The organism is Flavobacteriales bacterium (assembly GCA_020635855.1).
Taxonomy (GTDB): Bacteria; Bacteroidota; Bacteroidia; order JACJYZ01; family JACJYZ01; genus JACJYZ01.
Genome location: JACJYZ010000004.1, coordinates 609,158 through 623,608 on the forward strand (window position 1 = coordinate 609,158; position 14,451 = coordinate 623,608).

Annotated in this window: 11 protein-coding genes and 1 tRNA gene; 9 read left to right on the forward strand and 3 right to left on the reverse strand. The window is 51.7% G+C overall.

The genetic code is table 11. The features are described from left to right. Positions 1-19 precede the first annotated feature (19 nt). The 4 genes from H6585_14650 to H6585_14665 are packed head-to-tail and all read left to right on the forward strand — an operon-like array spanning position 20 to position 4,828. Entirely contained in the window at positions 20-1,030 is a 1,011-nt protein-coding gene (locus H6585_14650; GenBank protein MCB9449570.1) for an NTP transferase domain-containing protein, read from the forward strand. Beyond that, positions 1,027-2,775: a tetratricopeptide repeat protein gene (locus H6585_14655; protein MCB9449571.1), complete on the forward strand. Its 1,749-nt coding sequence runs from the start codon at positions 1,027-1,029 to the stop codon at positions 2,773-2,775. The genes H6585_14650 and H6585_14655 overlap by 4 nt, the downstream gene beginning before the upstream one ends. Then, positions 2,772-3,632 carry a DUF4292 domain-containing protein gene (locus H6585_14660; protein MCB9449572.1) on the forward strand — a complete coding sequence of 287 codons (861 nt, stop codon included), beginning with the start codon at positions 2,772-2,774 and terminating at the stop codon, positions 3,630-3,632. Before H6585_14655 ends, H6585_14660 begins: the two co-directional genes overlap by 4 nt. Continuing rightward, the gene (locus H6585_14665; GenBank protein ID MCB9449573.1) at positions 3,629-4,828 is read left to right on the forward strand and encodes a peptidoglycan DD-metalloendopeptidase family protein; all 1,200 of its coding nucleotides are present in this window, start codon (positions 3,629-3,631) and stop codon (positions 4,826-4,828) included. The genes H6585_14660 and H6585_14665 overlap by 4 nt, the downstream gene beginning before the upstream one ends. 34 nt (positions 4,829-4,862) lie before the next feature. On the opposite strand, the gene H6585_14670 is transcribed toward H6585_14665, so the two are convergent. Beyond that, positions 4,863-4,934 (reverse strand) — tRNA-Thr (locus H6585_14670). 359 nt (positions 4,935-5,293) lie between these two features. On the opposite strand from H6585_14670, the gene H6585_14675 reads away from it, so the two are divergent. From H6585_14675 to H6585_14685, 3 genes are all read left to right on the forward strand, one after another. After that, positions 5,294-5,590 (forward strand): hypothetical protein, encoded by a 297-nt coding sequence (locus H6585_14675; protein MCB9449574.1) that lies wholly within the window; start codon positions 5,294-5,296, stop codon positions 5,588-5,590. Beyond that, on the forward strand, positions 5,587-6,012 hold the full coding sequence (locus tag H6585_14680) for a hypothetical protein (GenBank protein MCB9449575.1): 426 nt from the start codon (positions 5,587-5,589) through the stop codon (positions 6,010-6,012). Before H6585_14675 ends, H6585_14680 begins: the two co-directional genes overlap by 4 nt. Positions 6,013-6,125: 113 nt before the next feature. Beyond that, positions 6,126-7,874 carry a hypothetical protein gene (locus tag H6585_14685; protein ID MCB9449576.1) on the forward strand — a complete coding sequence of 583 codons (1,749 nt, stop codon included), beginning with the start codon at positions 6,126-6,128 and terminating at the stop codon, positions 7,872-7,874. Between the two features lie 6 nt (positions 7,875-7,880). On the opposite strand, the gene H6585_14690 is transcribed toward H6585_14685, so the two are convergent. Beyond that, a complete protein-coding gene (locus tag H6585_14690; GenBank protein MCB9449577.1) occupies positions 7,881-9,671 on the reverse strand; it encodes a M28 family peptidase in 1,791 nt (596 codons plus the stop codon). Positions 9,672-9,756: 85 nt separating this feature from the next. On the opposite strand from H6585_14690, the gene H6585_14695 reads away from it, so the two are divergent. Beyond that, entirely contained in the window at positions 9,757-10,821 is a 1,065-nt protein-coding gene (locus tag H6585_14695; GenBank protein ID MCB9449578.1) for an SGNH/GDSL hydrolase family protein, read from the forward strand. Here H6585_14695 and H6585_14700 read toward each other — a convergent pair. Beyond that, the gene (locus H6585_14700) at positions 10,818-11,792 is read right to left on the reverse strand and encodes a DUF1028 domain-containing protein (GenBank protein ID MCB9449579.1); all 975 of its coding nucleotides are present in this window, start codon (positions 11,790-11,792) and stop codon (positions 10,818-10,820) included. The two genes, H6585_14695 and H6585_14700, sit on opposite strands and share 4 nt — an antisense overlap. A 219-nt stretch (positions 11,793-12,011) precedes the next feature. Between H6585_14700 and H6585_14705 the strand changes: the two genes are divergently transcribed. Beyond that, complete coding sequence (locus H6585_14705) at positions 12,012-14,447, forward strand: TonB-dependent receptor (GenBank protein ID MCB9449580.1); 2,436 nt, start codon at positions 12,012-12,014, stop codon at positions 14,445-14,447. The last annotated feature ends 4 nt before the right edge of the window (positions 14,448-14,451 follow it).

Consider the following 14,451-nt stretch of genomic DNA (forward strand, 5'->3'; position numbering starts at 1 on the left):
ACATTAACCGATCATTGCCATGAGAATTGTAATCCCCATGGCGGGCATGGGAAAGAGGATGCGCCCGCATACGCTTACGGTTCCAAAACCCCTGTTGCCTGTTGCAGGCAAGCCCATCGTACAATGGTTGGTGGAAGACCTGGTGGCCATGTGCCATGAGAAAGTAGAAGAAGTCGCTTTCGTAATTGGTGATTTCGGAAAGGATGTGGAAAACGCGTTGGTGGCCATTGCCGAAAAACACGGCGCCAAAGGTACCATCCATTACCAGGAGGAAGCACTCGGCACCGGGCACGCCATCCTGTGCGCCGAACCGGCCCTGAAAGACAAAGTCATCGTTGCCTTCGCCGATACGTTGTTCATGTCGGATTTTGACCTGGATGAATCCAAAGACGGCGTGATCTGGGTACACAAAGTGGAAGACCCACGTCCGTTCGGCGTGGTGAAACTAAGTGACAAAGGCCTCATCACCGATTTTGTTGAAAAACCCGAGACATTCGTTTCAGACCTTGCCATTATAGGCATCTATTATTTCAAGGATGGAGAACGTCTTCGCCAGGAGTTGCAATACCTGATAGATAACAATGTACGTGACAAGGGCGAGTATCAACTCACAAGTGCCCTTGAAAACATGCGGGCCAAAGGCGCTGCATTTGCACCGGGGCGCGTGAGTCAATGGCTCGACTGTGGCAACAAGGATGCCACCGTTGACACCAACAAGAGCATGCTCGAACGGTTCAAGGATTCGGCACTGGTGAGTGAAGATGTTCAGGTGGAAAACGGACTGATTCTCGCTCCCAGTTATGTCGGTAAAGGCGTGGTGATACGCAATTCCATTGTAGGGCCCCATGCCTCCATCGGTGATCAAACCGTGCTGGAGGATGTGGTCATCCGGGATTCCATTGTGCAACAAAACAGCCGCATCAGGGGTTTGGTTATTGAACATTCAATGATCGGCAATCATGTTTCATTGGATCAACCACCGGCAGACATGAGTGTCGGAGATTACACAACCGTTAAATCCAAAGGATGAACGCAGGCGGCAAATACTGGCTCCTCTTAACCGGAACCATCGTGCTGATGGGTGCATGTTCAGCGCCCAAACACGCCCAGAATACCACTCTACCCCAACGGAAGACGGAACTGGACGAAAGTGAACAGATCAAAGTTACCCGGTTGTTCTATACAGCCGCCAAAGAAAAAATGCTGGGCAACCTGGACATAGCCGCCAAACTTTACAACCAGTGTATCCAGACAGACCCGACCAACGATGCCGCATTGTATGAGTTGGCGTCTATTTACAACAGCACCGGACGGTATGAAGATGCCCTGATGTTCGCGCGCAAAGCCGCCGCACTGGATCCCGATAACAAATGGTACCAGATGCTCCTGGCAGATGTGAACATCAACAACCGCTTGTATGAAGACGCCATCGCCGTATACCGCCGACTGATCACCAAATATCCTGACAACCTGGAATACGCCTACGACCTGGCGGCCAGCCAAACCACCGCAGGCAAACTTCAGGATGCCATCAATACCTACCAGGATATTGAAAGCAAGATCGGATTGCAGGAAGAAATTGTGGTGCAAAAGGAACGCTTGTACCTCCGGCTGGGAAAGGTGGAAGAAGCCATCAATGAACTGAAGAAGCTGATTGCCGAGAACCCGAAAGAACCCCGATACTATGGGATGCTGGCAGAACTCTATTTCGCCAACGACCGGGCGGATGAAGCCCTGAAGGAATTCGAGCGCCTCAAGCAAATTGACCCCGACAATGCCATGGTGCATTTTTCATTGGCCGACTATTACAGATCCATAGGTGAAAAAGAAAAATCGTTCAATGAACTGAAAACAGCCTTCGCACAGGAAGCCGCAGATGTGGATACCAAGATCAAGATCCTTCTGTCATTCTACAGCGCTTCCCAGAGTTATCCGGAGCTCACCGAAGAGGCCCTAGAATTGTCGGAAATCATGACCAAGGCACATCCCAAAGAACCGAAAGCATTTGCCATGCGTGGGGATTTCCTGTACCGTGAAAAGAAACTCCCCGAAGCCAGGGACGCGTATCGCAAGGCCATCGAACTGGATAACGAACGCTATGCTGTATGGAACCAGTTGCTGCTGATCGAGTCAGAGCTGGAAGACTTCAATGCCATGGCCAGCGAAAGCAAAGAAGCCCTTGCACTTTTCCCGAACCAACCGTTTATCTACCTGCTTAACGGCATCGCCAATATACAGGTCAAGCAATACCAGGAAGCGGTGGATGTGCTGAAAGCCGGAATGGATTTTGCCATCGACGATCCCGCCATGCAGGCCCAGTTCTACTCCAATCTTGGAGATGCCTATCACAACCTGAAAAACAACCAGGAATCCGATCAAAGCTACGACAACGCCCTGCAACTGGAACCGAAGAACGTGTATGTGCTGAACAATTACAGTTATTATCTCTCCCTCCGCGGCGACAGCCTGCAAAAGGCCGAAGCCATGTCAAAAAAATCCAATGAACTGGAGCCCGACAATTCATCCTTCGAGGATACTTACGGTTGGATTCTGTTCAGGTTGGAACGCTACAAAGAAGCTGAAAAATGGCTGAAGAAGGCCATCTCCGGCAACGACATGAAAAATGCGGTCCAGCTGGAGCACTACGGAGACGTGTTGTTTAAATTGGGCAGAGAAGAAGAAGCTGTTGAATACTGGGATAAGGCTAAATCTGTTGGCAAGGGCTCTGAATGGCTGGACAAAAAAATTGCCGACCGTAAATTTTACGATCAGTGATTGAAAGTATACCGATGGTCGTCCGCGGGATGTCCAACTCCGGCCTGAAGAAAGGTGCTAAAATTCTCTTGTTGGTTTCCGTTTGTATCGCATCCGCCTGCCGGGCGCCGCAAAAGAAAAAAACCTTACCCGATCTAGTTGAAGACAAAAGCCCGGTTTTCCTCTTTGAACAGATTCGTAAGAATCAGTTGGACTACACCTGGTTCAGCAGCAAGATTTCAGCCCATGCCGAGGTCGGCAAAACCACCCATAGTTTTAGTGCCTCCATCCGTTGCCGCAAAGACAGCGTCATCTGGATGTCCATTACCAGCATGCTGGGAATCGAAGTGCTGCGCTTGTACATTACACCCGATTCGGTCAAATACATCAATCGCCTGGCCAGCGATGACTCACGCTATTTTGAAGGTGATTTTTCGGCCATTCGCCGGCTGCTCAAACTTGATATGGACGTAGACTATCCCTTCATACAAGCCGCGCTTACGGGCAACTACACTTCCGAGAACCCCGACTCGGTTTTCAAAGCCACAACACATCCCAAGTTCTACAACCTTGGGACCGTGAACCGGCACCGACTGAAAAAAACCATGGGCAATGAAGAGGAATTCAGCATCGTAAAACAAGACATCCGCATTGAACCCGAACATTTCCGGATCATCCGGCTGGTGCTGAATGATCTGACCCTCAACCGCAAATTTGAAACCCGCTATGACGATTTCACCGAGATAGAAGGTCAGTGGTTTCCATCCACCATGGAGGTTGAAATCCACGCCACCGATAAATCCAAGGTGCGGATCACCCACTCGAAAATCACCCTGAATAAACCCCAACGCTTTCCATTCAAGCAACCCGACGAATGAGTTGGCAACGTTTCATATATCTTATTGCCATCCCCCTGATGTTCCTGCCCACGCGGTCAGGAGCCCAGGAAAAGAAGGAGAAGCTGCAGGAAGAAAAACTGAAGCTTGAAAAAAACATTGCCTACCAGAAAAAACTGCTGAAGAACACCCGGGAAAGCAAAGAAATCACTTTGTTCGAATACGCGATCCGTTCACGTAAAATCACCAGCCACAAACAACTGGTGGCATTGATCCGGCGCGAGATCAGGATGCTGGATGATGACATCATCGAAACAACCGCCATCATCGAATCCCTGGAAAACGATCTTGCCAGCCTGAAAGAAGAGTACGGGGCCATCATCCGGAATGCCTATAAAAACCGAAATCGTTCCGAACGCCTGCTGTTCATCTTTTCCTCGGAAGACTTCTACCAGGCATACAGGCGCGTCCGGTACCTCCAGCAATACAATGAATACAAGCGCAAACAAGCCCAGCTGATCATCGATACCCAGAAAACCCTGGAACAAAAAATCCGGGAACTGGAAGCCAAGAAACAGGAAAAGAAAGGCCTGCTCGGAGAGGAAGAAAAACAAAAGCAATCCCTCGAAGTGGAACAGCAGGAGCAGGCACGCAACCTGACGGAACTTCAGAAGAAAGAGAAACAGCTCCGTGACGACATCAAGGACAAGGAGCAGGAAATGAAAAAACTCCAGAAAGCCATTGATGATATCATTGCCGCTGAGATCAAGGAGCGCAATCGTTTCAGCCTCACCCCCGAGGCCCAACGCATGTCAGATAACTTTGAAAAGAACAAAGGAAAACTACCATGGCCCCTCCTGGAAGGTGAGATCAGCAGTACTTTCGGGGAGCATGTTCACCCGGTTCTGGGTATCAAAACCTACAACAATGGTGTAGATCTGGTGACCGAAAAGGGGGCCAAAGCCAGGGCCGTATTTGATGGTATCGTTACAGCCGTAATCACCGTTCCCGGTTCGGGCAAAGCGGTTCTCATCCGGCACGGCCTTTACCTGAGCGTGTACTCAAAACTGGAAGAGGTTTATGTGCAGAAAGGGGATGAAGTGAAAACCAAGCAGGAGATCGGACTGATCATTTACAACAAGGAAGAAGGTAAAACCGAATTGCACTTCGAGATACGCAAGGCCATGCAGGGAGGATCAGAGAAGCTGAACCCCACCAGCTGGCTGTACCCCATGTAATCCGACAGCCACCGTTTTCAATGATCGAAAGAAGAGCCGGGGATGGGATTTGAACCCACGACCTACGCTTTACGAGAGCGTCGCTCTACCCCTGAGCTACCCCGGCCTGAGAGGGCAAATTTCTGAAAAATTTCGGTTGAACCACCCCAGCCCCGGACGGATCTTTCCGACACCCGTCCGTTCACAGACACAGGTAAGAAAAAAAGATCCCGGTGAGGTATCACCGGGATCATAACAAAACCCCCTAAATACTTGATGCTTTCGCACATCAAACATTTGGGTATACGTGCATGGATGGCAACAGGTTCTACTTTGTTTTCAATTTATTGAAAACCCCTACCCCTGAAGGGTTTGATAGAATGTACTTCCTTTTCTTACACAAGCAAGATTCGCAATTACATTCTCCCCTTTCACACTACCCTCCCTCCTACCTTTGACCCCATGTCAAACCAAAAAATCCTTCGTATGAAAACCAACCGATTGTTATTGTCGGTGATCGGCCTGATGGCCGCATTGTCAGCGAACGTCAGTGCGGGAAACATCAGTATCACCGTATATGGAAAAGGAGGCCTTGTCTCCGACGGTTCCACCCATGAGATCTGTCCCAATCCATCCCAGGATGTGTGTGCCCGGATCAACCTCCCGGAAAACGCAGTCCCCGACGCCCGGGGATATGTGCAGGCGGAAGTTGTCACCCCCGACGGACAATGCCGGATCCTGCCGGTGAAAGTCAGGAACAGCCAACATACATTTCAACCATGAAGCGCGGCCACATCAACCGGGTCGCCTTCCTGTCATGTTTCCTGGCGCTGATGTTCATCGCGAACGGACCCGCAGCAGCCATCACCATTAAAATGAAAGGAACCGGCGGCGTGGTGACGTCCGGTAACCGCGTGGAGATCTGTCCGCAGCGCAGCAACGATGTGTGTGCAGTGGTACAGTGCGGACTTGTAGATTGCATGGTATATGTGTGGAATCACCTGCTTGGCGGAGGCCCGTCTCCCGTTACCGAACCATCCTATTCCATGCAAAGCTCGAACCTGGAAGATGAGACGGGCCAGTCCTGGGTTTTCCGCGTGACCCGCAGCAGCTTCACGGACGATCAACTCATTCGCGGTTCACAAGATGGAATACAGGGCAGTGAAGTAGACCTGATCCCATCTGCCAACCAACAACCCTACTGACGACCATGCAGGTTTATCACTTGTAACCCATGTTGCCCCGGGCCGGGGTTCAGCGAACAAGCGCCCTCCTCGACTGATCTCCGGCCTCATGGGCAACCCTTATCAAACCCGCCATGTCTGCATTCCGAACCTCCTTCATGCGATCCATACCCTTATGGCTGATACTCCTCGCCCAGCAGGCTGCAGCACAGCATCCGGCCGCTTTGCAACAAATGAAACCGCACACAGGTGCAAGTGCCGCTCTTCTGCATTTGCTGGAACAAGCTGACATCCCTCACACACCTTCCGGAGCGGATACCATCTATCTCCTGTTCATGAAACCCATGACCTGCCCACGGTGTGAAGGATTGATCAATCCCGTATCCACTTACCTGAAAAAAGCCGGCAGCCACGCACCGGTCGTGCTGCTCGCATTCTACCCGAGACAGGCCTCCCTGCTCGCCTATCTGAACCGACGGAAATTCGCGACAGACTACGTGATCACCCAGCATAGCGACAGCCTGTTGCGTTTCTTCGAATTTCCCGGCCAACCCCTATCGGTGCCCTTCCTGGTCAAAATCAACCGAGCCAACGGTGCATGCCTGGGAAGCTGGTCACTCATGGGGATGGATCTTTCCGAATCCCTCGTACAAGAAATCCTGCGGGCATCCCAACCCATGCAAACCATTGATGGAATATCACGTGCCTCAACACCTGTCACCGAGCAGCCGGATGCATACATGCTGCAACCGATACACCAGGTGCGCCTGGAAAATCCACCCGATCACCCGCTTTCGCAAATCAACGATGCATGTTTCCAACCGGGCGGGCACCTCCTCGCTATCACGGATGACCTCACACTCGCCGTTCAGGTTTACGATTCGCAAACGGGGCACTTCGTGCAAAACCTACAACCTACAAGAGAAGAAGAAATGATGTACACCGATACAACGGTTCCGGAAGGATACCTACGGTACATGCGTGAAAACAACATCCTCAATTCGATGTATTTCAATAGCAGCTTCCGGAACGACAGCCTCCTGATCATCTCCGCTTCACTTCCCGAAATCACATTCGATAAGGAACACGGTGAAATCGGTTACAACAACCACATCGCCTTGGTGAACCGCCACTTGTATGTACACGAAAACCCCTCCGCTTTAGACCTGGCATCCCTGCCTGATTCCCTGCTATATGTCAGGCACACCCGCGCCCGCATCGACATTCACACAGGGTACATATTCGCCCCTGTGGTGAAAGGATGGCCGGTGGAAGGATCCACCCAACTGGGATCTCAAACCCCGGATGGGAAAAATCCATTGAAGGAATCATTTTACTCAAAAACACCCCTGCTCGCTGTATTCGATTCCACAGGTAGATTCGTGCATTACCTGCATTCTCTTTCCACTACCTGGAAACATCTACAAACCGGTTATCTGTACGCAGATGCAATGGTGCGACCCACACCCCAGGGCTACTGGGTTGCAGATGCACGCCTGGGAAAAATGTACCTGTATCCACATCCTGATACACCATCACCCACCGACAGCCTGGTTGTTTTTCAACCCACTCTTGCGGAAAGAAACCTGCAGAATTTTGCATCCCCGCTGGACTATATCCTTTCATTCGAAGATGATCTGGACCGGAAGATCATTGACTATACAACCATCGGTACCGATGTACATGTATTGGTGCAACATGCCGGACGGAAGATGGAATGGATTACCTTTCACAAAGATTCAACCCGGTCCGCCGGTCAACTCTTGCCTGATCACTGGAAAGGTGCCGAACGTGCCTTCGCTGCTTTCATGTCGGGCCGGGAAAGACCCGTCATCCGCTGCCTCTATCAATCCGACACGGAAACCTGGGTGGTGGATTTCTAAGATGAATTAAAAACCGAACAGCATCTGCTTGGTGTCTACAGTCCGGCCATCCACAACCAGGCTGTACATCAGGTAGCCCTGGTTCCGCAAGCCATGGCGAAACACCACCTCATTGAATTCCCGATCCAGTATAATGGGCATACGCACCACTTCCCTGCCGGCCATATCCACGATTCTCACTTCGGCGTGATCGTAAGGTATCCGGCGATGTACCTGTACGGTGATGGTGGTGGCCTCATCAAACGGATTCGGACGGTTCTGATGCAGTTCCCATGCTGCTTCCTGGTAGGGTTCGTGATCTCCGATTCCGGTGTTGTCAACCACCGCTTTGTAAGATTCATTGGTGAACAAGCTTTCGATGTCAAGCGAATCCAGGCTTGCCACGCTGATCCACCAGTTGTTATTCGGGTTGCCGGAATCTACCTGAAGTTTCAGGTTCGGTAGCCCCCAGATCGTATCGCTCAGGCTGGTGAAAGTCACCAGCGTATCCCAGTCTACCGAAGAATTGTACCGGCATGCCACGCGGTATTTTCCGTAGTTGTTCGGATCGGCGAAAGTGACCACAAGTCCGCCGCCATCCAACGTTTGCAACACAGGCTTTTCCGGTGTAACCGGCCCTTGAGCAATCATCGCAGCAGCGTTGGCATTTACCAAGGCGTTTCTGCGCAGGTAGTTGAAATCCACCAGAAAAGAATCAATGATCATATCGTTGTTGGTGTCATACCCCATGACGTCACGTGAGCTGTGCTGGTTGTCAACATAGTTGCTGTCTGAGCTGTTCGCATCGCCGTTTTCATTGGCAGAGCAGAACCGAATCGACGGGTATCCCTGGGCACGGAAAGGCTGATGGTCACCGCCCCTGCCTGAGCGATCCTCACCTGTCATCACATGCAACTCCATTTTCACGGTTTCGTGCGGCCGGGCCATTTCGTTGTATTCAAGGCGTGAGAAACGGGCCAGCTGCTTAGGTAGCGAGAGGTGCAGTCCGTTGGAAAACAACCGCAGGTTCATGCTGTCGATGGGCGTATCAAACGGACACATGGGAGCGGAAGCGGTATGCCCGCACATCACCCCACCCACAATGTCGTTGTTCAGAACCGCCACCACATTCACCCCGTTGTCTTTGCAATACTTGGCCATGGCTTCCGCCCCGTACAAACCCTGTTCTTCCCCGATGGTGAGCATGAATACAATGGTTTTGGTGAATGTGTACTGACTCATCACACGAGCCAACTCCAGCACAAGTGCCGAGCCACTGCCATTGTCATCGATTCCCTGCGCCACGCAGGCTGTGTCACACAGGCCTTCGCATCGGCTGTCCATATGACCTTCAATGATCACAACGCCTGCCTGGGGGTCTGTCCCGGGCAACACGCCCAGCACATTCTTGTGGCGGGTGATGTCGCAAATGTTGATATCAAACTGAAGGAAGGAAACCACCAACCGGTCTTCGTTGGCCAGGCTGAATTGGTCCATTTCGGCCAGCGCCCAGGTACGCGCGGCACCGATGCCTCTAACGGCAGACAGGGTATCGGATCCGGAGTTACGGTTGCCGAAGCTACCCAGTGCCTCCATGTAGTTATGGAGTGAATCGGAATTGATCTGCTGAATCAAGCCTTGTACAATGTCTTCCGGGTTGCTGATTACATTACCGGATGCATAATCGGCCGGATTGTAGTTGCCTTGCAGCACATCACCTGCAGCAGGATTGGTTGTGTAGATGTTGGTAGCTGTCTGACCATGCAACATGCCCATGGTCAGAAACAAGCATACGCCAAACAACAGGAATTTTTTCATGAGTGGCAGAAATTTTAAGTTTACGACGGCAACACGAATGTAGCCAAACTTGGAAGTTCGTGCAACAAAACCACCCCTGACCTCCATGTCACATTCCCGTTTTACCCGTTGGATGCGCTGGCTGGCATACCTGATGTTTCTGTGTGCCGTTCTGGAAATCGCCACGCGCTTTCTGGTGGACAGGGGATGGATTGCCCGTTTGCTACAGGGCGATTATGATCCGGCCTGGAGATGGGAATGGTATGAAAGACATCTTCACACGGGCACCAACATTTATTACGGCTTTGATGCATTCGACCCCGTGTTGGGATGGAAGCTGCAACCGAACCTGAGAAATGCTCCCATGTATGATGGCAAACAGGTGAATTCCAACAGCCGCGGATTAAGAGGCACCTCCGAATACCGTTATACAAAGGATCCTTCCGGTCGCCTGCGCGTATTGGTGATCGGCGACTCGTACACATTCGGGGATGGCCTGGATGATCACGAGACATATGCTGCACAACTGGGGCCTCGCATGCCCGGCGCTGAGGTGATCAACATGGGTATTCACGGATACGGCCACGACCAGATCCTGCTTTACTTCCAGCGCGAAGGATTCAAATATCATCCCGACATCGTGGTGCTGGGTTTCGTGTATTACGACCTGGATCGGAACCTGCTCGGTTTCCGTGACTATGCCAAACCGCATTTCAACCTGACGGATGACAAACTGTTGCCCGACACCACATACATACCCGCGCCTGAAGATATGATGGACAAGATCAGGGAACGCAGTTACTTCCTTGATCTGCTCACCATCATCCGGGAAAAAACCGAATCAAGGATGGGATGGAGGCAAGAACGGAAAGAAGAACTGGGCCGGGCCCTGTTGAACAAACTGGCCGACGAAATCATCGCCACCGGGGCAAAGCCTGTTTTTGTGTACATACCTACGGGTGAGGAAATATTTGACCCGCGTCGTTCGGAAAACTGGGAAAACTTTTTTCTACGCTTTGCCGGGCATCGCAAGGATGTTGCATGTTTCAGCCTGCGAGACGCCCTAAGGCAAAAAAAGAACCAACTCAAGTTCAACGGCCACTGGGGGCCTCAAACCAACGGTTTTATCGCCGACAGCCTGGCGGTGGAACTCGGTAAGCTGGTGCGCTAGTTCAGGATCTTTTTCAAATCATCTTCACTTACTACCAGTAACTTCCTGTCGTAGATGCGTCGGGTCAAAGTTTTCCATCCCGGATTCCGTTCAAATGCAGCATTGAACCTGGGCATGGCATCTTCAAGGTGCCCGGTATTCGCCAACGCCACTGCATACCAATAGCCGATCTCTTCATTCTCCTGGTACAGTTTTTCTGCGGTACCATACGACTCCAGTGCCTTCGCTGCATCGTTGTGTTCCATCGCCAGGTCACCCTCGGCCATGTATTGGTAGGCACGGTAAACGGTCAGCAAACGCCGCAACTCTTTCACCGGTTCTTTATGGTCGTCCACCCGGAGGTCTATCAAACGGTCCTCCCAGGGTTTGTCTGTTTTTTCACCACGAACAACCAACAACACCGCCGACTGCTTTCCACGTACATCACCCCCCACGCTTTGTGCAGCCTCCAGCGCAGCCATCATGCGTTCGGCAAGTGGTCCCCCGGTATTTTCAAAGGCCTGCGCCATGGCATCGGGTACCTTGTTGTTCAGCATCATGTTGGCTTGCACCGAATAGTCGGTACCTTTTCTCTGACCGGCCTCGGGGATGCAATCATCACCTGTGAACACCGCCACGCCTTTGCCGTTAAGGATGGCCACCTGACGGAACCCTTTACCCGTATCGTCAGACAGCAACCGGTCCAATGCTTCCTGGGGTGTTTGGCCTTCACGGAGCAAATCGAGTCCACGCAAGCCGAATGATACATTCACGAATGACTGGGTAGCCACCACACCCACACCGGCCTCCGCCCATGAAACAGCTGTACCCACACTGAACCAGTGGGATTGAACGGCCACACCCATCTCCCCGGTTGCAGGATCCCTCGCCACAATGGAAAAGGTATGCGCAAAAGGGTCAGGTGCAGATGTCACCTGTGCCTGCAAACAAGAGGCAACGGCGCAGGCACTTAATGTGAACAGGGTTTTCATCGGGATACAGGATTGAGTGTATTGAACGAAAATAGGAAAATACAACAGATGGCCTGCAACCCGATTCATGCACATCCGGCTGAATACCAAACGTTCTATCACCTTGTCCGGCGGAAACGATCGATCCCTGTTACATTTTCCTGCAACCCGATTCCCGCTTCTCACCAAATCCCCCTACCTTTGGCACTCTCCCGCGCTTTTTGTGTGTCTGTGAACAGAATGAAAAACATAAGATTTTTACCGACCACCTGGTGGAAGATCGGGCTGCTGATCTGCCTTTCATCTGGTTTCGTGAATGCGGCCTCACGCGATGGTGGTGTGGTTACGGGCAAAGTGGTGGATGACCAGAAGCACGCCGTTGCCTTCGCATCTGTTGCACTCTATGATGCAAAAGATTCCGTCTTGATCTCCGGTGCTGCCAGCAACGAAGAAGGTGTTTTCTCCATCCAGGTAAAGCCCGGCCGATACTACCTGTTGGTGCGTTTTCTCTCCTACCAGGATCACATTGTTCCTGACGTGAATGTGGGATCGGGAACCGTGGATCTTGGAACGATTGTGATTCACCAGGGTGCCATGCAGTTGGAAACATTTACCGTGGAAGCAGATCGACCGCAAATGGAACTGAAGCTGGACAAACGTGTGTTTAACGTTGCCCAGGACATGAGCAACCGTGGTGGTACGGCAGCAGATGTACTCGACAACATTCCTTCCGTTGAGGTGGATGTGGAAGGCGCAGTGAGCCTCAGGGGCAGTGAAAATGTGCGCATCCTGATTGACGGGAAACCCTCCGGACTGACAGGGCTCACCAGCACAGATGCCCTCCGTATGATACAGGGCGACCTGATCGAGAGGGTGGAAGTGATCACCAATCCCTCCGCCCGCTATGACGCGGAAGGCGAAGTTGGCATCATCAACATCATCCTGAAAAAAGAAAAGAACCAGGGCATCAACGGCAGCTTTGAGTTGCGCGCCGGTTACCCGGCCAATTACGGGGCAAGTGCCTCCATCAACGTCAAACGGAAAAAGATCAACTACTTCGGATCATACGGGTTGGGATACCGCAACCGGACAGGCGGCGGCACCCAAACCCAGGAGTTCTTTTACCCCGACACTTCCTATTCCTATGACAAAGAGCAGGACCGGGAACGTCGTGACTTCTCGCACAACCTTCGACTCGGCGGTGATATCACCGTCACCCCCATGTCCACATTAACGGTTGCCGGAGGCTTTAACCCCTCAACAGGTAAAAACATCACCGGCAATGTGTACAGCGACCGGGACATCAACAACAACCTCACACGCGTGATCGACCGCCAGGACGATGAAGATTCCGACAACAGCCAGAAAGAGATCAACCTGAACTACCGAAAGACCTACGACCAGAAAGATCGCCTCTTCACGGTGGATATGCAGTACGAAAAGAGCCGCCGCCTGGAGAATGCCAATATCTCGGAAACTTCCACCGAAGCCGGCGTGGAAGATACCCATCAGCAGACACATCAAGATAACCGGCGTACATCCGCGCTTTTCCAATCGGACTACGTTCGCCCGTTCGGTAAAGACGGCAAATGGGAAACCGGTGTGAAAGCCACCTACACCGATCAGGACTTCGATTACTTTGTAAAGAACCGCAATTCGGATAACACTTGGACCCTGGAACCGGAGTACACCAACAACGTGACCTATACCGACCAGGTGCTGGCCGGCTACCTCATGGCCGGAAATAAATTCAAAAAAGTTTCTGTGCAGGGCGGCCTCCGGTTCGAATACGCCGAACTGGAAACCAAATATGAACAAGGAAATTTCTTCAATCACCGGGAATTCCCGAGCCTGTTTCCATCGGCCCACATGTCATATGAATTCAACGAAGATCATTCGTTGCAGTTCAGTTACAGCCGCCGGGTATCAAGACCGCGTCACTGGTGGATGATCCCTTTCTTCGGTTTGTCGGATGCCCGAAATGTGTTCTCCGGTAACCCCAACATCAATCCCGAATTCACCCATTCCTTCGAGCTGGGTTACCTGATGTCCGGCGATAAGGGCAACCTGTTATCCAGTGCCTATTACCGGCGCACCGATGGCAAAATGGAACGGATCGTGATCAGCGACAGTGTCGGGTACACCCGCATCTTTCCCATCAACCTGAGTGTTGAAGACGCGTATGGTTTCGAATTCAACGGATCCTATACCATTTTGAAAGGCTGGTCGGTTAACGGTAATTTTAATTTTTACCGCGCCATTTCCGACGGGACCTATGAAGGCATCCGTTACTACAGCGATGCCTATGCATGGTCATCGCGCGTTACCTCCAAATGGAAATGGAAACGCAAGTTCAATGCCCAATCGTCATTCAACTACCGCTCACCCAGCAAAACCGCGCAAGGTGAAAGACTCGCCATGTACAATTGGGACCTCAGCGCTGCAATGGATGTGTTCAAAGGCAACGGAACCATCAGCCTGGGCGTAATGGATATTCTGAATACCAGGCGTCACAGGTTCATCAGTTCCGGAGAGAATTTCAAGTCCAACGTCGACTTCCAGTGGCAATCCCGAACCATCACACTGACCCTGAACTACCGACTCAATCAGAAGCGACAGGAAGGAAAAGACAAACAAAATTACGGCGGTCAGTACGACAACGGCGGCGACATGTAAACCT